Here is a 20,592-nt window from a genome sequence, read left to right on the forward strand (position 1 = left end):
CGTGCGGGGCAGCAGGGTGCGCGCCGGTGCGGAAGGAAACCTTCCGTCGGGGTGTCGGTGACGTGCGGCACCATGTCCCGAATGAGCGAAGAGCTTCCCGAGTACGCGGAGCGGGTGCTGGAGGCGGCCGAGCGGATTCCGCTCGGCCGGGTGATGACGTACGGCGACGTCGCGGAGTGGATCGGCGCGGGCGGACCACGCCAAGTCGGGCGTGTCATGGCCCTGTACGGGGGAGCCGTGCCCTGGTGGCGCGTGGTCAGGGCCGACGGCCGACCGCTGCCCGGCAGCGAGCACCGGGCCCTGGAGCACTACCGCGCCGAGGGCACCCCACTGCGCGACACGGCCGGCGGCGAGCCCCGGCTGGCGATGCGCCGGGCACGCTGGGACGGGCGGCAGGGACCGGGCGAAGGCGACGAGGGTCACATCTGACAGCTTCCGGCACCCGGAGCCGGCGCGGGCGGTCGAAGGCTCGTACGGGGGACGACACGAGGACCCCCCGAGGCGACGCCGGGAGCCGCCCGGGGAGACTGCGGGAGCCCGCGCGGGTGGCGTAGCGTGGCCCCTTCGGCCGTCGCCGCCGCCCTCGCCGTCCTCGCCGCAGTCGCCCCCGACGCGACGCTCGGCACGACGGTCGGGAGCGCGGTCGGCGAGGCCACCGAGGCAACCGCAGTCGTCGCAGCAACCGCAGTGACGGAAGACCCACCAGGACCGGCACACCACGTGATCACCTCTCCTTCCGACCGCTCGGAGCGGCGTACGCGGACTCCTGACGCGTACCGCCTGGTGCGCACCGGGCCGGAACGGGTGGCTCCCCCTGTCTTGGACGCAGCGCAGCGGGCGGTGGTTGACCACACCACCGGACCACTGCTCGTCCTGGCCGGACCCGGTACCGGGAAGACCACCACCCTGATCGAGGCGGCCGCCGCCCGGGTCGAGGCCGGCACGGACCCCTCCCGCATCCTGATCCTCACCTTCAGCCGCAAGGCCGCCGTCGAACTCCGCGACCGGGCCGCCCTGCGCCTGGGCGGCGCGCGGGCCCCGCAGGCCACCACCTTCCACTCCTACTGCTACGGCCTGGTCCGCGCCCACCAGGACACCGACCTGTTCGCCGACCCGCTGCGGCTGCTGTCCGGGCCGGAGCAGGACGTCATGGTCCGCACCCTCCTGGAGGGCCAGCGCCGGATCCGCTCCATCCGCTGGCCCGACGACCTCCGCGCCGCCCTGACCACGCGCGGGTTCGCCGACGAGGTCCGCGCCGTCCTGGCCCGCGCCCGCGAACTGGGCCTGGGCCCCGGGGCACTGTCCGACTTCGCCGACCGCATCGGCCGCCCGGACTGGAAGGCGGCCGCCGCGTTCCTCTCCGAGTACCTGGACGTCCTCGACATGCAGGGCACCCTCGACTACGCGGAACTCCTCCACCGCGCCGTCCTGCTGGCCGAACGCACCCCGTCCCTGGCCTCGGCCCACGACGTGATCCTCGTCGACGAGTACCAGGACACGGACGCCTCCCAGCTGCGACTGCTGCGCGCCCTGTCCGGACCCGGCGGCACACTCATCGCCTTCGGCGACCCGGACCAGTCGATCTACGCGTTCCGCGGCGCCGACATCAACAACATCCTGGACTTCGAGACCTCCTTCCCCGGCGCCCGGGTCCGGGCCCTCACGGTCGGCCGGCGCTCCTCCTCGGAGCTGCTCGCCGCGACCCGCCTCCTCACCACCCGCATGCCCGTCCCGCGGCTGCCCTCGGCGGCCGTACGGGCCCACCGCGACCTGCGCGCCACACGGGAGGGCGGCCGGGTGGAGGTGTACACGTACCCCACCGCCGGGGCGGAACTGGACAACATCGCGGACATCCTGCGCCGGGCCCACCTGGAGGACGGCGTGCCGTGGCAGGACATGGCCGTCCTGGTCCGCGCGGGCGGCCGTACCCTTCCCGCGATGCGCCGCGCCCTCGTCTCGGCCGGCGTGCCCGCCGAGACGGACGGCACGGACACCCCCCTGCGCCACGAACCCGCCGTGGCCCCCCTGCTCACGGCCCTGCGCATCACCGCCACGGCCGCCGCCCGCCCGCAGGCACCCGAGGACCCCGCGGATCCGGACGATGCGGGCTCCGACGCCGAGCGGCCGGAGGGACCGTCCGACGCCGAGCGGCCGGAAGGACCGTCCGACGCCGAAGCGGACGCCGACGCGGACGCCGACGCGGACGCCGACGCGGACGCCGAAGCGGACGCCGAAGCGGACGCCGAAGCGGGCGCGGGCGCGGGGTCCGACGCGGACGCCCCCGCTCCGGCCGACCCCGCCTCCGCGCCCCCCTCGGACCGGGACCGGGACGGGGCCGGCACCGCCGACCACGGATGGGTCGGGGTCGAGGCGGCCATCGCCCTGCTCGGGTCCCCGCTCGGCGGGATGGACGCCGCCGACCTGCGCCGCCTCGGCCGGGCCCTGCGCGACGAGGAACGGGCCGCGGGCGTCAAGGTGCCCGCGCCCTCCGACGTCCTGCTGGCCCGCGCCCTCGCCGAACCCGAGCGGCTCGTCGCCCACGACCCCGCCCACGCCCGCGGCGCGCAGCGCCTCGGCCTGCTCCTGCGCAAGACGCGCGAACTGCTCCAGGGCGGCGGCACCGCCGAAGAGGCCCTGTGGACCCTGTGGGACGGCACCCCCTGGCCGCAGCGCCTGGAACGCGGCGCCCGTCGCGGCGGCGCCGGCGGACGCAACGCCGACCGGGACCTCGACGCCGTCTGCGCCCTCTTCGACACCGCCGCCCGCGCCGAGGACCGCACCGGCGGTCGCGGCGCCCTCAACTTCCTCGAACAGCTCGAAGCCGAGGACATCGCCGCCGACACCCTCACCATCCGCGCGACCCGCCGCGACGCCGTCCGACTGATGACCGCCCACCGGTCGAAGGGCCTGGAATGGGGCCTCGTCGTCGTCGCCGGCGTCCAGGAGGGGCTCTGGCCCGACCTGCGCCGGCGCGGCTCCCTCCTGGAAGCCGACCGGATCGGCCGCGACGGCCTCGCCGAACCCCTCACCCCCGGCGCCCTCCTCGCCGAGGAACGCAGGCTGTTCTACGTGGCCGCCACCCGGGCCCGCGAGCGCCTCGTCGTCACCGCCGTCAAGGCCCCCGCCGAGGACGGCGACCAGCCCTCCCGCCTCCTCACCGAACTCGGCGTCACCCCGAAGGACGTCACCGGCCGCCCCCGACGTCCCCTGGCCGTCCCGGCGCTCGTCGCGGAACTGCGCGCCACCACCGTCGACCCCGAGGCGTCCGAGGCCCTGCGCGACGCCGCGGCCCGCCGGCTGGCCCGCCTCGCCGTGCTCACCGACGACGAGGACCGCCCCCTGGTCCCCGCCGCGCACCCGCAACGCTGGTGGGGGCTGTACGAACCGACCCGCAGCGGCGTCCCGCTCCGCGACCGGGACCGCCCCGTGGCCCTGTCCGGATCGGCCCTGGAGCAGCTCGCCAACACCTGCTCCCTCCAGTGGTTCCTGGGCCGCGAGGTCAAGGCCGACGCCCCCTCCACCGCCGCCCAGGGCTTCGGCAACGTCGTCCACGTCCTCGCCGACGAGGTCGCCTCGGGCCGCACGCCCGCCGACCTCGCCGTCCTCATGGAGCGTCTCGACTCCGTCTGGGACGCCCTCGCCTTCGACGCCCCCTGGAAGTCCCGCCAGGAGAAGGAGAACGCCCGCGCCGCCCTGGAACGCTTCCTGCGCTGGCACACCACCGACCGGGGCGGCCGGGAGTCCGTGGCCACCGAGCACGACTTCGACGTCACACTGGAGGCGGGGGAGTTCGCCGTACGGATCCGCGGCTCCATGGACCGGGTCGAGGCCGACCCGCAGGGCCGCGCCTACGTCGTGGACTTCAAGACCGGCAAGGCCGCCCCCACCAGGGACGAGGTAGCCCGCCACCCCCAGCTCGCCGTCTACCAGCTCGCCGTGCGCGAGGGCGCCGTCGACGAGGTCTTCGACGGCGTGCGCCCCGATCCCGGCGGCGCCGAACTCGTCCAGCTGCGCCAGGGCGCGCCCAAGAAGGACGGCGGCGACGAGGTCCCCAAGGTGCAGGCGCAGCAGCCCCTCGAAGGCGAGTGGGTGGGCGACCTGCTGGCCAACGCCGCCGGCCGGGTACTGGACGAGCGGTTCACGCCCGCCGCCGGCGAGCACTGCAAACGCTGCTCCTTCCGCAGCTCGTGCACCGCCCTCCCCGAGGGCCGCCAGACCGTGGAATGAGCCGCGCCCGGCCCGCTCGTCGAGACGGCGGTGGGGAGTGTCGGTGCCGGCGGCTAGCCTTTTCACGTGTCCGCGCGCCCGACCGTCCCGGCGGTGATCAGCGATCCCGAGCAGCTCAAGGAGCTCCTCGGGATCCCCTTCACGCCCGAACAGATGGCCTGCGTCACCGCCCCGCCCGCCCCCCAGGTCATCGTGGCGGGCGCCGGCTCCGGCAAGACCACCGTCATGGCGGCCCGCGTCGTCTGGCTGGTCGCCACCGGCGCCGTCGCACCCCAGGAGGTCCTCGGCCTGACCTTCACCAACAAGGCCGCCGGCGAACTCGCCGAGCGCGTGCGCAAGGCCCTCGCGCGCGCCGGCATCAGCGACCCGGACCCCTCCCCGGCCGACCCCGACGCGCTCGCGGGCGAGCCGCGCATCTCCACGTACCACGCCTTCGCCGGGCAGCTCCTCAAGGACCACGGTCTGCGCATCGGGCTGGAGCCCAGCGCCCGACTGCTCGCCGACGCCACCCGCTTCCAGCTCGCCGCGCGCGTGCTGCGCGAGGCGCCCGGCCCGTACCCGTCGCTGACGAAGTCCATCCCCGACCTGGTCAGCGACCTGCTCGCGCTCGACGCGGAACTCTCCGAACACCTCGTGACCCCCGAGGAGCTGCGCGCGTACGACACCGCACTGCTCGACGTCCTCGCGGACACCCGGCTCACCAACGACGACCTGCGCAAGGTCCCCGAGGCCGGCCGCGGCCGGCTGGAACTGCTGGAGCTCGTCGCCCGCTACCGCGTCGCCAAACGCTCCCGCGACCTGATCGACTTCAGCGACCAGATCGCGCTCTCCGCGCGGCTCGCCACCACCCGGCCCGAGGTGGGGGCCCTGCTGCGCGAGGAGTTCAAGGTCGTCCTGCTCGATGAGTACCAGGACACCTCCGTCGCGCAGCGGCTGCTGCTGTCCGGGCTGTTCGGCGGCGGCACCGGCCACGCCGTCACCGCCGTCGGCGACCCCTGCCAGGCGATCTACGGCTGGCGCGGCGCCTCCGTGGCCAACCTCGACGACTTCCCCGAGCACTTCCCGCACGCCGACGGCCGCCCCGCCACCCGCTTCTCGCTCGGCGAGAACCGCCGCAGCGGCGGTCGCCTCCTCGACCTGGCCAACGAACTGGCCACGCCGCTGCGCGCCATGCACGAGGGCGTCGAGGCGCTGCGCCCGGCGCCCGGCGCCGAACGGGACGGATCCGTGCGGTGCGCCCTGCTGCCCACCCACGCCGAGGAGCTGGAGTGGCTCGGGGACTCCGTCGCCCACCTGGTGCGGACGGGGACCGAACCGGGCGAGATCGCCGTACTGTGCCGCTCGGCCGGAGACTTCGCCCGGATCCAGGCGGTCCTGGTGGCCCGCGACGTCCCCGTCGAGGTGGTCGGCCTGTCCGGCCTGCTGCACCTGCCGGAGGTCGCCGACCTGGTCTCGGTCTGCGAGGTGCTCCAGGACCCGGGGGCCAACGCCGCCCTCGTCCGGCTGCTGATCGGCCCGCGCTGGCGCATCGGCGCCCGCGACCTGGCGCTGCTCGGGCGCAGGGCACGCCAACTGATCGGACGGACCCCCGCCGGCGCGGACGATCCGGACGGCCGGCTCGCGGCGGCCGTCGAGGGCGTCGACCCGGCGGAGGTCGTCTCGCTCGCCGACGCGCTGGAGACCTTCCTCGACGGATCCGGGGCCTCCTCCGCCGACGACCTGCCCTTCTCGGCGGACGCCCGCGTCCGCTTCGCCCACCTCGCCCGCGAACTGCGCGACCTGCGGCGCTCGCTCGCCGACCCGCTGATGGACGTCCTGCACCGGGTGCTGGCCGCGACCGGCCTCGACGTGGAACTGTCCGCCTCGCCGCACGCCCTCGCCGCCCGACGGCGCGAAACCCTGTCGAACTTCATGGACGTGGCCGCCGGGTTCGCCGCCCTCGACGGGGAGGCCTCGCTGCTCGCCTTCCTGGCCTTCCTGCGGACCGCCGCCCAGTACGAGAAGGGCCTCGACCACGCGCTCCCCGGCGGGGAGAACACCGTCAAGGTGCTCACCGCCCACAAGTCCAAGGGCCTGGAGTGGGACGTGGTGGTGGTCCCGGACCTGTGCGCGGGCGCCTTCCCGAAGGAGAAGCCGCCGGAGGCCTGGACCTCGTACGCCAAGGTCCTGCCGTACGCCCTGCGCGGCGACGCCTCCACCCTGCCCGGGGACCCGGCGTGGACCTCGGCGGGGATCAAGTCCTTCAAGGCCGCCCTGAAGGAACACAAGGCCGTCGAGGAACTCCGCCTCGGATACGTCACCTTCACCCGCCCCCGCTCCCTCCTCCTGGCCTCCGGCCACTGGTGGGGCCCGAGCCAGAAGAAGCCGCGCGGCCCGTCGGCGTTCCTCTCCGCGCTGCGGACCCACTGCGAGGCCGGGCACGGCGAGATCGAGGCCTGGGCGCCGGAGCCCGAGCCCGGCGCCGAGAACCCGGCCCTGTCCGAGGCGGGCGCCCCGGACCACTCCTGGCCCCTGCCCCTGGACCCGACCTCGCTGCGCCTGCGCCGCCGCGCGGCGGCGTTGGTGGAAGCCCACCTCGCGACCCCTCCGCCGCCGGAGGAGCCCCACCTGTGGCCCTCCGACCGCGAGGACCCCGCCTACGACACGGAACCCTGGCCGGACGCGGACCCCCACCCGGACCCCGATCCGGACCCCGACCCGTGGTCCGAGGCCGATCCGGACGCGGAGCCCTGGCCGGAGACGGACCCCTGGCCCCGGTCGGCGGACGCGGCCCCCGGCGCGGCCGCGCACCGGGCCCGCGTCCCCGCCCAGGACGCCGACCGGTACACGACCCCCGCGCCCCCGCCCGACGAGGACCTCTGGGCCCCGGGCGAAGCCCTGCCCGCGCCCGCCCCGGCCCAGGCCCCGGCCGCGCACGAGGATGCGTACGAGGACCCCCGGGCGGCGCCCGGTGCCCGGGTCCCGGCCCAACCCACCGCCGCCACCCCCCGCCCCGGGACCCCCGCGCGGCAGGGCGCCGACCCCCTCACCCCCGAGGAGGCCCGCGCCATCGCCTCCTGGGACCGCGACCTCGACGCCCTCGAAGGCGAGCTGCGCCGCTCCCGCGCCGCCGTGCGCGACGTCGTGCTGCCCGCCGCCCTGTCCGCCTCCGAACTGCTTCGCCTCGCCTCCGACGAGCAGGGCTTCGTCCGCGACCTCGCCCGCCCCATGCCCAAGCCCCCGCAGCCCGCCGCCCGGCAGGGCACCCGCTTCCACGCCTGGGTCGAGTCCCGCTTCGACGAACTGCCCCTCCCGCTCCTCGACGTCCTCGACCCCGCCGGGGAACTGCCCGGTTCCGACCAGGACATCGTCGACGAGGCCGACCTCGACTCCCTCAAGTCCGCCTTCGAGCGCAGCGCCTACGCCGACCGGACCCCCCACCGCATGGAGGCCCCGGTCCAGCTCACCCTCGCCGGCCGGGTCGTCCGCGGCCGGATCGACGCCGTGTACCGCCACCACGAGGGTCCGTACGACTACGAGATCGTCGACTGGAAGACGGGCCGCACCACCGAGGCCGACCCCCTCCAGCTCGCCGTCTACCGACTGGCCTGGGCGGAGGCCACCGGCACCCCGCTCGAACGGGTCGACGCCGCGTTCCTGCACGTCCGCAGCGGCCGCGTGATCCGCCCCCGCGCCCTTCCCGACCGCGCCGGCATTGAGCGGATCCTCCAAGGCAAAACGGACGCGGAAAGTGACCATCACACGGAAGGCTAGGCTCGTGGCATGAGCGACCCCCAGGCGGACAGCGTCGTCCGCACGTACATCGACACCCACCGCGCGGCCTTCCTCGACGAACTCGCCGACTGGCTGCGCATCCCCTCCGTCTCGGCGCAGCCCGAGCACGCGGGTGACGTACGACGCAGCGCCGAATGGCTCGCCGCGCAGCTCAAGACCACCGGCTTCCCGGTCACCGAGATCCTGGAGACCGCGGGCGCCCCCGCCGTGTACGCCGAGTGGCCCGCCGCCGACCCGGCCGCCCCCACCGTCCTCGTCTACGGGCACCACGACGTACAGCCCGCAGCCCTCGCCGACGGCTGGCACACCGACCCGTTCGAGCCGGTGATCAAGGACGGCCGGATGTACGGGCGCGGCGCCGCCGACGACAAGGGCCAGGTCCTCTTCCACACCCTCGGCGTCCGGGCCCACCTCGCGGCCACCGGCGCCGACGCCCCCGCCGTGCACCTCAAGCTCCTCGTCGAAGGCGAGGAGGAGTCCGGCTCCCCGAACTTCCGCGCCCTCGTCGAGCGCGAGGCCGAACGCCTCGCCGCCGACGTCGTGATCGTCTCCGACACCGGCATGTGGTCCGAGACCACCCCCACCGTGTGCACCGGCATGCGTGGCGTCGCGGACTGCGAGATCGACCTCCACGGCCCCGACCAGGACATCCACTCCGGGGCCTTCGGCGGCGCGGTGCCCAACCCCGCCACCGTCGCCGCCCGCCTCGTGGCCGCCCTGCACGACGCCGACGAGCGGGTCACCATCCCGGGCTTCTACGACAACATCGTCGAACTCACCGACGCCGAGCGCGCACTGATCGCCGAACTGCCCTTCGACGAGGCCGAGTGGCTGCGCACGGCGAGGTCGCACGCCGCCGCGGGGGAGAAGGGCCACACCACCCTGGAGCGCGTCTGGGCCCGCCCGACCGCCGAGGTCAACGGCATCGGCGGCGGCTACCAGGGCCCCGGCGGCAAGACGATCGTGCCGTCCTCCGCACACCTGAAGCTGTCGTTCCGACTGGTCTCCGGGCAGGACCCGTACGCGGTCGAGGAAGCCGTCAAGACCTGGGTCGCCGAGCGCGTCCCGGCCGGGATCCGGCACTCCATCGCCTTCGGAGCCCCCACCCGGCCCTGCCTCACCCCGCTCGACCACCCGGCGCTGCAATCCGTCGTGCGCGCCATGGGGCGCGCCTTCGGCCAGAAGATCCGCTTCACCCGCGAGGGCGGCTCCGGGCCGGCCGCCGACCTCCAGGACGTGCTCGACGCACCCGTCCTGTTCCTCGGCATCTCGGTCCCCTCCGACGGCTGGCACTCGCCGAACGAGAAGGTCGAACTCGACCTGCTCCTCAAGGGCGTCGAGACCGCCGCGTACCTGTGGGGCGACCTGGCCGCCCACTGGAAGCCCGCCTGACGCACCCACCCGCCGTCCCGCCCAGCCTGCCTGTCCCACCACCGGGGGAGTTGGAAGTACCTGATGAGCACCCATACCGAGCCCGAGCGCCCCATCACGCTCGCCGCGCCCAGCGGGATCGACCGCGCCGCGCACCACCGCCTCGACGAGGCCTGGCTCGCCGCCGCCTGGAGCCACCCGACGACCCGCGTCTTCGTCGTCTCCGGCGGCCAGGTCCTGATCGACGACACCCCCGACGGCGGCACCGGCATCGTGATGACCCCGGCCTTCGAGGCCCCGGTCACCGAGACCCACCGCTACTTCCTGGGTTCGGACGAGGACGGCGTACGGTACTTCGCGCTGCAGAAGGACTCCCTGCCCGGCCGCATGGACCAGTCGGCCCGCCCGGCCGGCCTCCGCGAGGCGGGCCTGCTGCTGAACCCGCGCGACGCCGGGCTGATGGTGCACGCGGTGGCGCTGGAGAACTGGCAGCGCATGCACCGCTTCTGCTCCCGCTGCGGCGAGCGCACGGTGGTCGCCGCAGCCGGACACATCCGCCGCTGCCCGGGCTGCGGCGCCGAGCACTACCCGCGCACCGACCCGGCCGTGATCATGCTCGTCACCGACGAGCACGACCGCGCGCTGCTGGGCCGGCAGGTGCACTGGCCCGAGGGCCGCTTCTCGACGCTCGCCGGGTTCGTGGAGCCGGGCGAGTCCATCGAGCAGTCGGTGATCCGCGAGGTCTGGGAGGAGGCCGGCGTCAAGGTCGGCGAGGTCGACTACGTCGCCAGCCAGCCCTGGCCGTTCCCGTACAGCCTGATGCTCGGCTTCACCGCCCGCGCCGTCACCTCGGAGATCACGGTGGACGGCGAGGAGATCCAGGAGGCCCGCTGGTTCTCCCGCGAGGACCTGCGCGAGGCGATCGAGGCGGGCGAGGTGCTGCCGCCCGCCGGGGTCTCCATCGCGGCCCGCCTGGTCGAACTCTGGTACGGGAAGCCGCTGCCGCGCCCCCTCGCGTGAGGCGGGTCGCGCGGGCCCCGCGCCCGTGACGTCCGTCACGACAGAAGGCCCCCGCCGCGGCGGGGGCCTTCTGTCGTACGCGTGTGACGTTCGCTACGTCGACCCGACCGGTGCCGGTCGTCCCGAGCCGGTCGTCCGTGATTCGGTGGTCCGTGCGTCGGGCGGTGCCGCGACGGTCAGACGGCGAGGGCCTGCTTGACCTGGGCGAGACTCGGGTTCGTCATGACGGACTCGTTGCCGGCGGCCGACTTCACGAGGACGGTGGGAACCGTCTGGTTGCCGCCGTTCGCCTTCTCCACGAACGCTGCGGACGCGGGGTCGTGCTCGATGTTGATCTCGTCGTACGCGATGCCTTCGCGGTCCAGCTGCTTCTTCAGCCGGCTGCAGTAGCCGCACCAGGTCGTGCTGTACATCGTGACGGTGCCCGTGTCCTGCATGCTGCGGTCTCCTTCGTGGGGTCTCGGTGGTCCGAGTACTCGAACGCCCGACACCGTCCCGCCATTCCCGCGGGGCCCTCACGGCACAAGTACGACCGGAGCGGGCGGCCTGTGGACAAGTTTCCCGTCCGCCCCTGGAGACCTGGCAGCATGGCGGGGTGACAGCAGCAACGCACTCCTCATCCTTCCCGGCCGAAGCCGACTCGGCCGACGCGGTGCTCCAGGGCCTCGACCCGGAGCAGCGCGAGGTCGCGACGACCCTGCGCGGACCGGTGTGCGTGCTGGCGGGAGCGGGCACGGGCAAGACCCGCGCGATCACCCACCGGATCGCCTACGGGGTCCGGTCCGGCCAACTGATGCCCGCCAGCGTGCTCGCCGTCACCTTCACCAACCGCGCCGCCGGCGAGATGCGGGGCCGACTGCGGACCCTCGGAGCGGGCGGGGTCCAGGCCCGGACCTTCCACTCCGCCGCCCTGCGCCAGCTCCAGTACTTCTGGCCGAAGGCCGTCGGCGGCGACGTCCCCCGACTGCTGGAACGCAAGATCCAGTTCGTGGCCGAGGCCGGCGCCCGCTGCCGCGTCCGCCTCGACCGGGGCGAGCTGCGCGACGTCACCGGCGAGATCGAGTGGGCCAAGGTCACCCAGACCGTCCCCGCCGACTACCCGGCGGCCGTCCTGAAAGCGGGCCGCGAGGCCCCCCGGGACACGGCCGAGATCGCCCAGATCTACGGGACGTACGAACAACTCAAGCGCGACCGGAACATGATCGACTTCGAGGACGTGCTGCTCCTCACCGTCGGGATCCTCCAGGACCGGCACGACATCGCGGAGCAGATCCGCAGCCAGTACCAGCACTTCGTGGTCGACGAGTACCAGGACGTCAGCCCGCTCCAGCAGCGCCTGCTCGACCTCTGGCTCGGCGAGCGCGACAACCTCTGCGTGGTCGGCGACGCCAGCCAGACGATCTACTCCTTCACCGGCGCCACCCCCGACCACCTGCTGAACTTCCGCACCAAGTACCCGCAGGCCACCCTGGTCAAGCTGATCCGCGACTACCGCTCCACCCCCCAGGTGGTGCACCTCGCCAACGGCCTGCTGAACCAGGCCAAGGGCCGCGCCGCCGAACACCGGCTGGAGCTGATCTCCCAGCGCGAGGTCGGCCCCGACCCGGTCTACGCCGAGTACCCGGACGAGCCCGCCGAGGCCGAGGGCGTCGCCGGGCGGGTCCGGGACCTCATCGCGGCGGGCGTCCCCGCGGGCGAGATCGCCGTGCTCTACCGGATCAACGCCCAGTCCGAGGTCTACGAACAGGCCCTCGCCGACGCCGGAGTGCCCTACCAGCTGCGCGGAGCCGAGCGGTTCTTCGAGCGGGCCGAGGTCCAGAAGGCGATCCTCGCCCTGCGCGGGGCCGCCCGCTCCGGCGGCAACGATCCCCTCCTGGACGACGTCGTCGAGCTCGGGTCCCAGGTCCGGGCCGTGCTCAGCTCCACCGGCTGGACGGCCGAGCCGCCCGCCGGATCCGGCGCCGTGCGCGACCAGTGGGAATCCGTGGCCGCGCTCGTCCGGCTCGCCGAGGACTTCGCCCGCTCCCGCCCGGGCGCCGGCCTGTCCGAACTCACGGTGGAACTGGACGAACGCAAGGCCGCCCAGCACGCCCCCACCGTCCAAGGCGTCACCCTGGCCTCGCTGCACGCCGCCAAGGGCCTGGAGTGGGACGCGGTGTTCCTCGTGGGGCTCACCGACGGCATGATGCCGATCACCTATGCGAAGACCGACGAACAGGTCGAGGAGGAGCGCCGGCTGCTCTATGTCGGCGTCACCCGGGCGCGGCTGCACCTGACCCTCTCATGGGCGCTCTCCCGGGCTCCGGGCGGCAGAGCCTCCCGACGCCCCAGTCGCTTCCTGAACGGCCTGCGGCCGGGCTCCGCCGTCCCGGGAAGCAGGAACGGCGCCGCGACCGAGCGTGCCCCCCGCAAGCGCGGCCCCCGCGGCCCGGTGCTGTGCCGCGTCTGCGGCAAGACCCTGACCGAGGCCGGCGAACTCAAACTGATGCGCTGCGAGGACTGCCCGTCGGACATGGACGAGGGGCTGTACGAGCGGCTGCGCGAGTGGCGCGCCATCCAGTCGAAGCAGCAGGGCCTGCCCGGTTACTGCGTCTTCACGGACAAGACACTGATGGCCATCGCGGAGGCCGCGCCGTCCGAGGCGGGAGAGCTCTCGATGATCTCCGGCGTGGGTGGCCGCAAGCTTGAGCGGTACGGAGTCGACGTCCTGGCCATCTGCGCAGGCCAGGAGCCTGGCGCCGGAGATCCTGACGACGCGTAGAAACTCGTCGGAAAAATAGTTTGCACATGCCCGGCGAATCCCCATAGGTTCTTAGCAACGGAAACGTTGGCTTCTTCGAAGCCCCGGTTCCGTGCTGTACTTATCCGAATACGCATGGGACGGGCCCCCGGGCCCCGTCCCCGAGACGCCGAGAGGAGGCGAGACCAGTGACCAGCTTCATGACGACCACCAAAATGACCGATCGCTCGGTCGCCGCTTCCTGCCCGCTCGGTGTCTCCTCGCTCGTTCCGATTCTCGCCGCAGGCGTCTCCACGCTTTCCTCGGGGACCCCTGCCCTGCTCGCGGCCTCCGCGCTGCGGCCGAGTGTTCGTAATGAGCGACCGACCCAGGCACCGGTGGCAGTAATGGCTGAGGAAGCCCAGGCGCATGGCGCCTATGGCTTTGCGGCCGCGGCGGCCGGTGCCGGAGTCAAGACGAAGCAGACGAAGCAGCAGCACCACCTGATGTGGGCCTTCCGTGGGCTCGAACCCTGGAGTGATCCAGTCTGATCGACGATCAGACCGGCGCCTTCAGGGCCGCGGAACCCCACCCGGGATCCGCGGCCCTTCTGTTTGTCCCCGAACGGGGACTGCGGAGCGAAGGGGCCTCGGGACTGGCAAGAACAGGTACCAGCCGACCCCCGGCCGACCCCGGCCGGACCGACTAGTCAACCAAGACGAGGAAGAAACCACCGTGCAACTCGAAGCGCACGCCCCGTCCGTACCGCAGACCCAAACGATCTCCCCGCCCGCAGTCCCGGAGGACTCCACCTTGACTCCCCTCACCGCGCTGACCGCGCTCGACGACGCCATCGAGAACCTCGGCGTACCCGTTCCCTGCCGCACCTTCGACCCCGAGGTCTTCTTCGCCGAGTCCCCGGCCGACGTCGAGTACGCCAAGTCGCTCTGCGGCACCTGCCCGCTGGTCGAGGCCTGCCTCGCCGGCGCGAAGGAGCGCCGCGAGCCCTGGGGTGTCTGGGGAGGCGAGCTCTTCGTCCAGGGCGTCGTCGTCGCCCGGAAGCGGCCCCGTGGTCGTCCGCGCAAGAACCCGGTTGTCGCGGCATGACCGCCATCGGCACCATCGACCGCCCCCTGACGCGCGACCCCTTGAAGCAGGCCCTCATGTCCACCCACACCACCACGAGCGAGCAGCCGCACGGCTCCGCCACCGCAGACTTCATCACCGCAGGCGCGATCACCTCGCGTCAGAACAGGACCCGCGAAATGCAACTCATCCCAGAAGCCATGGCTCGTGCCCATATGGACGACCGCATGCGTGAGGCGGACGCCGAGCGTCACGCCCTGCGCCTGGTCGCCGCCCGGCGCATGCAGCGCCGAGCCGAGCGCGTTTCGATGCGCGCCCGGCGGGCCCTCGCCATGGCCGTCATGAACTGAGCACAGAAGGAACAGCACCCGGGGGGACCGGTCCGAAAGGACCGGTCCCCCCGGGGCGTTGCGGAGCGCGTCCACCGCCGCCGGAGATATCGTCTGCGGGTGGACCAGTCGACTCCCCGCCCCACCCCGCCGGGACCCGAGGCCCAGCCCGCCGTCTGCGCGGGATGCGGCGTCGACGCCCCGAACGGCGCGCCGCCCACCTGGACCTGCTCCGTGGAGAACGGGACCAGGCAGTACTTCTGCGTCGAATGCGCCCGCGCCAACCTCCGTGCGATCGAAGGCCGGCTCGACTCCTCCTGGTGGTGACCGACGGCCCCGCCCCGCCCGAAGCCGGGTCGTGTGCGGCCGGGCCCCGGAGCCGGGCCGCCCGAAGTTGGGCCACGTGCGGCGGGGTCGCCTGGAGCCGGGCCGCGTGGAGGCGTCCCGCCCGAAGCCGAGCCCCGTGCGGCGGGACTGCCTGGAGCGCCGGGCCACCTGAAGCCCCGGCCGCCTGAAGCCCCAGGCGCCCGACGCCCCGGCCGCCCGGAACTGGGCCGCCGGAAGTTGGGCCAGGTGCAGCCGCGTCGCCTGGAGCCGGGCCGTGTGAAGCCCCGGCCGCCCGGAGCGCCGGCCGCCCGACGCCCCGGCCACCCAAGCCACGGCCCTCCGAGCGCACGTCCCCGCCCGAGCCCGCCACCGAGCCGGGGCGACACCGCCGGGGGTGGGGGGCGTACTACTCCCCCCGCTCGCAGACCTTCCCTTGGTCCTTCTCGTGTACCGGGTCGTCTTCCCGGTCCTCGGGCAGGAACCCCGGTAGCCAGGACTCCAGTTCCTCGCGGAGCCGCACCGTCGCACCCAACTGGCACAGCACGCCTATGGTGCTCAGCGTGACCCGGTGAATCAGCAGGTACGACGGCGGCAGGTTGATCTGTCGTCCCAACTGGTGGGCGGGGGAGCGGGGATCGGCGACCCGAGCCGCCTGGCCGCGCAGCCAGGGGCGGGTGAAGGTGAACTCGTCCGCCTCGACCGGTTCGAGGAGGGGCTCCAGATAGTCGAGCACCGCCTCCGGGTCCAACTCGATGGACTCCTTCACGAACCCCTCGGCGCGCAGGTGCTCGTAGACTCCCTCGGCGTCACCACCCAGCGTCAGCCGCAGCGACCGGCCGATGGGCTTGGGCCAGCCGCCCGGAAGGCGATCGACCGTCCCGAAGTCCAGTACGCCCAACCGCATCCGGCCGTCCTCACCCGATATCAGCCGGAAGTTCCCGGGATGCGGATCGGCGTGCAACAGCCCGGTCCGCGCCGGCCCGGAGAAGAGGAACCGGGCCAGCAGCTGCCCCGCACGGTCTCGCTCCTCCTGGGTACCGTCCGCTATCACCTCCGACAGCGGGGTCCCGTCCATCCACTCGGTCACCAGCACCTCGTCGCCCTGGTGCACGACGTCCGGCACGACCACGTCCCCGTCGCCGTCGAACGCGTCCGCGTGCGTCCGCTGCGCCTCGGCCTCCAGCTCGTAGTCCAACTCCTCCGCGACCCGGTCACGCAGTTCGGTGATCAGCGGCTTGATATCCATGCCCGGTATCAGTGGCCCCAACAGCCCCGCGAACCGGCTCAGTTGCCTGAGATCCGACAGCAACGCCTCGCCCGCACCCGGATACTGGACCTTCACCGCCACCTGCCGGCCGTCGTGCCACACGGCCCGGTGCACCTGACCGATCGAGGCGGCCGCCGCGGGCGTGTCCTCGAACTCCCGGAACAGGTCACGCCAGTCCTCGCCCAGCCGCTCCGCGAGCACCTGGTGCACCCGCGCCGCCGGCAGCGGCGGGGCCGCCTCCTGGAGCTTGGTCAGCGCCGCCCGATACGGGCCGGCGATCTCCTCGGGCAGGGCCGACTCGAAGACCGACAGGGCCTGACCGAACTTCATGGCCCCGCCCTTCAGCTCGCCGAGCGTACGGAACAGTTGATCGGCGGTGCGTTGCTGGAGCTCCCGCGCGACGATCTCCGCCGACTTGCCTCCGATCCGCTTTCCCAGCCCCCAGGTGGCCCGACCCGCGAAGCCCAGTGGCAGCGCGGCCAGCTTGACGGTACGGGTGACCGCCTTCCGGGGAAGATCAGACATACGCCCCTCCAGTTCCCAGACAGCCGTGCCGCGAGCGGCGGTTCAGGGGCGCGCCCCCTGAGGCAGACAAAACGCATCCTGTCATGGCCCCCGGCGGCCCCCTCAGCCCGATCCTCCCCGCCCCCTCCCCGGCACGGTCGCACCGCCCCGGCCGGCGCCGGCCGGAACCGGCGTCGTGTCCGGGATCGAGGCGGCGGAGCACGGGCAGTCCTCATGAGGGCGAACCTCGGAGGGCTCCCAGTTCAGGCCCGGTAACGCCGCCTCCCACCGGGCTCCCGTCGAGGCGGGCAGGTGCCCGTCGAGGAAGGACAGGGCGTGCCCCGCCGCCAATCCCGCCACCGCCGAGGCCAACCCCAGGTCGCACGCCGCCGTGGCGCGGCGGCGGTGCGCCGACCGCCACTGCACCAGCATCCTGGGCCAGGCAGGGTCCCGGTCGATCCGGTCGCGCTCCATGCAGCCCGCGCAGGCCGTGACCCCCGGCAGCACCAGCGGCCCGACCAGCCCCGTGCCCTCCAACACCCCCGCGTACAGATGCGGAGTGCCCGTGGCCACCCAGTCCGCGGCCGTCTCCGGATCGGGGGCCCACGCCTGGAGCCCGTCCCGGGGAGCGACGACCACCAGGGAAAGCCCCGGCTCCGGCCCCTCTCCCTCCCCGGCCCGGGGGGCGCGTCCCGGGGCGGCCTGCCGCACGAGCGCCCCCGCGGCCTCCGCCCGCAACTGGCCCACGCTCCCGGGCCCCAACCCGCCCGGCGCCACATCGCCCGGCTGGACCCGCCCCCCGTCGAGCACCTCGACCCGGCCCACCCCGGCCCCCGCGAGCACCGCCGCGATCACCGCCCCCACGCGCCCGCCCCCGCGCACCTGGACCCGTATCGCCCGCCGGGCCGCGACTCCCCGCAAGTCACCCCCCGGCTCTCGATGCACCAGCGAGAGCGAGGCGAGATCGGGCCCGAGCCGCTCCAGGCTCTCCGGCCGCCCGCGCACCGCCTGGGCCCGCGGCCCGCCCGCGGTGGCGTCATCCAGGAGCCCGGCCCCCGCCAACCGTCGGATCAACTCGTCCACCCGCCCCTCCGACAACCCCATCCCCGCGCCCTCCGCGCGCAGCAACTCGATCCCCCGTGTCCCGTCGATCCGGTCGATGAACGCCCCGGTGGCCGTGTCCACCGGGCCGAGCACCACCGCGTGGGCGGGCGTCACCCCGAACTGCACCGTCTGCAGATCCCGCCAGGCCCTGGCCAGCGCCGGCTTCACCTTCGGATACATGGTCGTCCCCTCGATTCCGTCCGCGAGTCCCCGCGGTACCCGAGTCCCCGCGGTACCCGAGTCCCCGCGATTCCCGAAAGCCCGCGCGATGCCCGAGCCCCCGCGATACCCGAAGGCCTCCGAGGCGGTCTTCCGCCTCCGTCCGCAACACTGCCCGCCCCCGGGAATCGGTGCGTGAACTTGTCCACAGGCGGGGGGTATTGGGCATATGAGATGGAGAAACGGGGCGTTAAGGGGGGTTTCTGATATCGGCGGCGAATCGATCATGTTCGATGCGCGGACGAGGGGGACTTCCGTCACGACGAGCGGGTACCGTGCTGGCGTGTCCGCCGATCCCTCGCAGCGCGCCGTCGAAGTCCGCCGGAGCGCGCGCCGCCGCAGGACCGTTTCCGCCTACCGTGAGGGTGACCGGACGGTCGTCCTGATCCCTGCCCGGATGTCGGAGGCCGAGGAGCAGCGCTGGGTGGGCGTCATGCTCGACAAGCTCGCCGCCCAGGAAGGCAAACGCACCCTCGGCGACACGGAACTCACCGAACGCGCCGAGCGTTTGTCCGAGCAGTACTTCGACGGCCGTGCCCGCCCCCGCTCGGTCCGCTGGGTCACCAATCAGAACACCCGCTGGGGTTCCTGCACCCCGGCCGAGGGCAGCATCCGCCTCTCCCATCGCCTCCAGGGCATGCCCGAGTACGTCGTCGACTACGTGCTGCTGCACGAGCTGGCGCACCTCCTCGTCCCCGGTCACGGCCCGCGCTTCTGGCAACTGCTGGAGGCGTACCCGAAGACCGAACGCGCCCGCGGGTACCTGGAGGGAGTGGTCGCCGCCGAGCGACTTCCCGCGGTCCCCGGAGCGCGGGACGAATGATCATGGCGTGACCGAGCGTGATGTGTACCGGGTCGGTACCGACTTGGCTCGATGTCTGCGGAAGCCGTTAGCCTGAGCGGCAGCCGTTAGCCGGCGGCACGTATTCACAGTCGGGATGGGGGACGGTCGGACGTATGGCCAGGGAATTCCAACGCGGCCACAAGGCCAAGATCAGCGATCTGACAGCGGGCACCGATCTGTACGTGGGCGTCCAGATCGCCGGGCCCGGGCTTGCCATCGACATCAGTTGCTTCGGCCTCGATGTGAACGAGCAGCTCTCGGACGATCGCTACTTCGTTTTCTACAACCAGCCGAAGTCGCCGGAAGAGTCCATTCAGCAGCTCGGCACACAGGCGGGCGACAGCGAATCCTTCCGGGTGACTCTCGACCGGATCCCGCAGAACATCCACAAGCTGTCCTTCACCGCCTCCATCGACGGTCCCGGGCAGATGTCGCAGATCGGTCCGGGCTACATCCGGATCGTGGCCGGCGGTGAGGAAGTCGTCCGCTACGCGTTCACGGGCGCCGAGTTCAGCACCGAACGCGCCCTGATGATCGGCGATTTCTACCTCAAGGACGTGTGGCGCTTCGCCGCCGTCGGGCAGGGCTTCGACGGCGGGCTCGCCGCGCTGCTGAAGAACTTCGGCGGCGAGGTCGCCGAGGACGAGGACCCGCAGCAGCAGGCCCCGGCCCAGCCCGCGGGCGCGCCCGGGTTCGCCCCGCCGCCGCAGGCGGCCGCCCCGGCACCCGCGCCCGCTTTCGGCGCCCCGGCCCAAGCCCCCGCCCCGGCGGCGCCCGCCCCCGCGCCGTCGTTCGGCGGACCGGCCGGCGCCCCGCCCCAGCCGGTGCACTCGGCCCCGACGATGGTCGGGCCGCTCACGACGCAGCCCGCCGCGCCGTACGGTCAACCGCCCCACCCCCCGCAGCAGCCGGGAACCCCCTCGTACGGTCAGGTCCCGGGGCAGCAGCCCGGCTACGGCGGTCAGGTACCGCCGCCCGCCCCCGCCCCCGCCCCCGCGCCCTACGGGCAGCAGCCCTCGTACGGCCAGGTCCCGGGCCAGCAGGCGCCCCCGTACGGCGGGCAGCCGGCCTTCGGCCAGCAGCCGCCCCAGTACGCGCAGCAGCCCCAGCCGGCCGCCGCCGGACACGGCCTCGCCGCCGCGCTCCAGCCGTACAAGGAAGCCCCCACCGGCACCCGCTGGACCCCGCAGAACCAGCAGCTCATGCGGGTGGACCTGTCCATGGGCGGCCAGGCCGTCCTCGCCCGCCAGGGCAGCATGGTGCTGTACCAGGGCAAGGTCGACTTCAGCTACAAGGGAGCCGGTTTCGCCGGCCGCATCGTCGGCAACGCCACCGGCCAGGAGATGCAGCTGATGCGCTGCACCGGTCGCGGACAGGTCTTCCTCGCCGAGAACGGCGCCCACCTGCACGCCATCGAGCTCCAGGGCGACGGCATCTGTGTCTCCGCGGAGAACGTCCTCGCCTTCGACGAGTCCCTCCAGCACGAGGTCCGTCGCATCGAGGGCCACGGCATTCCCGGCGGCGCCCTGTTCACGATGCAGTTCCAGGGCAGCGGCACGGTGATCGTCAAGACGCAGGGCGTCCCGGTCGTCCTGCCCGTCACCCCGACCACCTTCGCGGACAGCAACGCCATCGTCGCCTGGTCCGCCGCCTCGCAGGTGATCATCTCCAGCCAGGTCCGGCTGCGCCGCACCGCCTATCCGGGCCACAGCGGGGAGACCGTGAACCTCCAGTTCCGCGGCGCGCCCGGCAACTTCATCGTCGTCCAGCCGTACGAGGTTTGAGGGAGCCCGTCATGAAC

At 73.5% G+C, this 20,592-nt stretch carries 15 protein-coding genes; 12 read left to right on the top strand and 3 right to left on the bottom strand.

What is annotated here, in order from left to right; genetic code table 11:
• Window positions 1-81 precede the first annotated feature (81 nt).
• The 5 genes from OHA84_RS23620 (at window position 82) to nudC (ending at window position 10,392) form a co-directional block, all read left to right on the top strand.
• Window positions 82-429 carry an MGMT family protein gene (locus OHA84_RS23620; RefSeq protein WP_323181898.1) on the top strand — a complete coding sequence of 116 codons (348 nt, stop codon included), beginning with the start codon at window positions 82-84 and terminating at the stop codon, window positions 427-429.
• Between the two features lie 291 nt (window positions 430-720).
• The gene (locus OHA84_RS23625; RefSeq protein WP_371591603.1) at window positions 721-4,227 is read left to right on the top strand and encodes an ATP-dependent helicase; all 3,507 of its coding nucleotides are present in this window, start codon (window positions 721-723) and stop codon (window positions 4,225-4,227) included.
• 66 nt (window positions 4,228-4,293) lie between these two features.
• On the top strand, window positions 4,294-7,980 hold the full coding sequence (locus OHA84_RS23630; RefSeq protein ID WP_266969881.1) for a UvrD-helicase domain-containing protein: 3,687 nt from the start codon (window positions 4,294-4,296) through the stop codon (window positions 7,978-7,980).
• 9 nt (window positions 7,981-7,989) lie between these two features.
• Window positions 7,990-9,393, top strand: a complete 1,404-nt coding sequence (locus OHA84_RS23635) for a dipeptidase (RefSeq protein WP_266969879.1) — start codon at window positions 7,990-7,992, stop codon at window positions 9,391-9,393.
• Between the two features lie 63 nt (window positions 9,394-9,456).
• Window positions 9,457-10,392 carry an NAD(+) diphosphatase gene (gene nudC / locus OHA84_RS23640; protein ID WP_053676358.1) on the top strand — a complete coding sequence of 312 codons (936 nt, stop codon included), beginning with the start codon at window positions 9,457-9,459 and terminating at the stop codon, window positions 10,390-10,392.
• 176 nt (window positions 10,393-10,568) lie between these two features.
• Here the strand turns inward: nudC and OHA84_RS23645 are convergent, their stop codons facing one another.
• Entirely contained in the window at window positions 10,569-10,829 is a 261-nt protein-coding gene (locus tag OHA84_RS23645) for a mycoredoxin (protein WP_053676357.1), read from the bottom strand.
• Window positions 10,830-10,987: 158 nt separating this feature from the next.
• Here OHA84_RS23645 and OHA84_RS23650 point away from each other — a divergent pair, with 158 nt between their 5' ends.
• The 5 genes from OHA84_RS23650 to OHA84_RS23670 all read left to right on the top strand — a co-directional run bounded on the left by OHA84_RS23650 (window position 10,988) and on the right by OHA84_RS23670 (window position 14,853).
• Entirely contained in the window at window positions 10,988-13,153 is a 2,166-nt protein-coding gene (locus tag OHA84_RS23650) for an ATP-dependent DNA helicase UvrD2 (protein ID WP_053676356.1), read from the top strand.
• Between the two features lie 167 nt (window positions 13,154-13,320).
• Entirely contained in the window at window positions 13,321-13,662 is a 342-nt protein-coding gene (locus OHA84_RS23655) for a hypothetical protein (RefSeq protein WP_053676355.1), read from the top strand.
• 184 nt (window positions 13,663-13,846) lie between these two features.
• Window positions 13,847-14,218, top strand: a complete 372-nt coding sequence (locus tag OHA84_RS23660) for a WhiB family transcriptional regulator (RefSeq protein WP_053676354.1) — start codon at window positions 13,847-13,849, stop codon at window positions 14,216-14,218.
• Complete coding sequence (locus tag OHA84_RS23665; RefSeq protein ID WP_053676353.1) at window positions 14,215-14,547, top strand: hypothetical protein; 333 nt, start codon at window positions 14,215-14,217, stop codon at window positions 14,545-14,547. The genes OHA84_RS23660 and OHA84_RS23665 overlap by 4 nt, the downstream gene beginning before the upstream one ends.
• Window positions 14,548-14,646: 99 nt before the next feature.
• The gene (locus OHA84_RS23670; protein ID WP_053676352.1) at window positions 14,647-14,853 is read left to right on the top strand and encodes a hypothetical protein; all 207 of its coding nucleotides are present in this window, start codon (window positions 14,647-14,649) and stop codon (window positions 14,851-14,853) included.
• A gap of 406 nt (window positions 14,854-15,259) precedes the next feature.
• Here OHA84_RS23670 and OHA84_RS23675 read toward each other — a convergent pair whose 3' ends face one another.
• The gene (locus tag OHA84_RS23675; protein WP_266969875.1) at window positions 15,260-16,645 is read right to left on the bottom strand and encodes an AarF/ABC1/UbiB kinase family protein; all 1,386 of its coding nucleotides are present in this window, start codon (window positions 16,643-16,645) and stop codon (window positions 15,260-15,262) included.
• A 102-nt stretch (window positions 16,646-16,747) separates the two neighbouring features.
• Entirely contained in the window at window positions 16,748-17,908 is a 1,161-nt protein-coding gene (locus tag OHA84_RS23680; protein ID WP_266969873.1) for a ThiF family adenylyltransferase, read from the bottom strand.
• Between the two features lie 265 nt (window positions 17,909-18,173).
• Between OHA84_RS23680 and OHA84_RS23685 the strand changes: the two genes are divergently transcribed.
• Both OHA84_RS23685 and OHA84_RS23690 read left to right on the top strand, forming a co-directional pair.
• Window positions 18,174-18,770 carry a M48 family metallopeptidase gene (locus tag OHA84_RS23685; RefSeq protein WP_371591447.1) on the top strand — a complete coding sequence of 199 codons (597 nt, stop codon included), beginning with the start codon at window positions 18,174-18,176 and terminating at the stop codon, window positions 18,768-18,770.
• A gap of 134 nt (window positions 18,771-18,904) precedes the next feature.
• The gene (locus OHA84_RS23690; protein ID WP_266969871.1) at window positions 18,905-20,575 is read left to right on the top strand and encodes a TerD family protein; all 1,671 of its coding nucleotides are present in this window, start codon (window positions 18,905-18,907) and stop codon (window positions 20,573-20,575) included.
• Window positions 20,576-20,592 lie beyond the last annotated feature (17 nt).

Origin of the sequence: Streptomyces sp. NBC_00513 (assembly GCF_041431415.1) — a bacterium.
GTDB lineage: Bacteria > Actinomycetota > Actinomycetes > Streptomycetales > Streptomycetaceae > Streptomyces.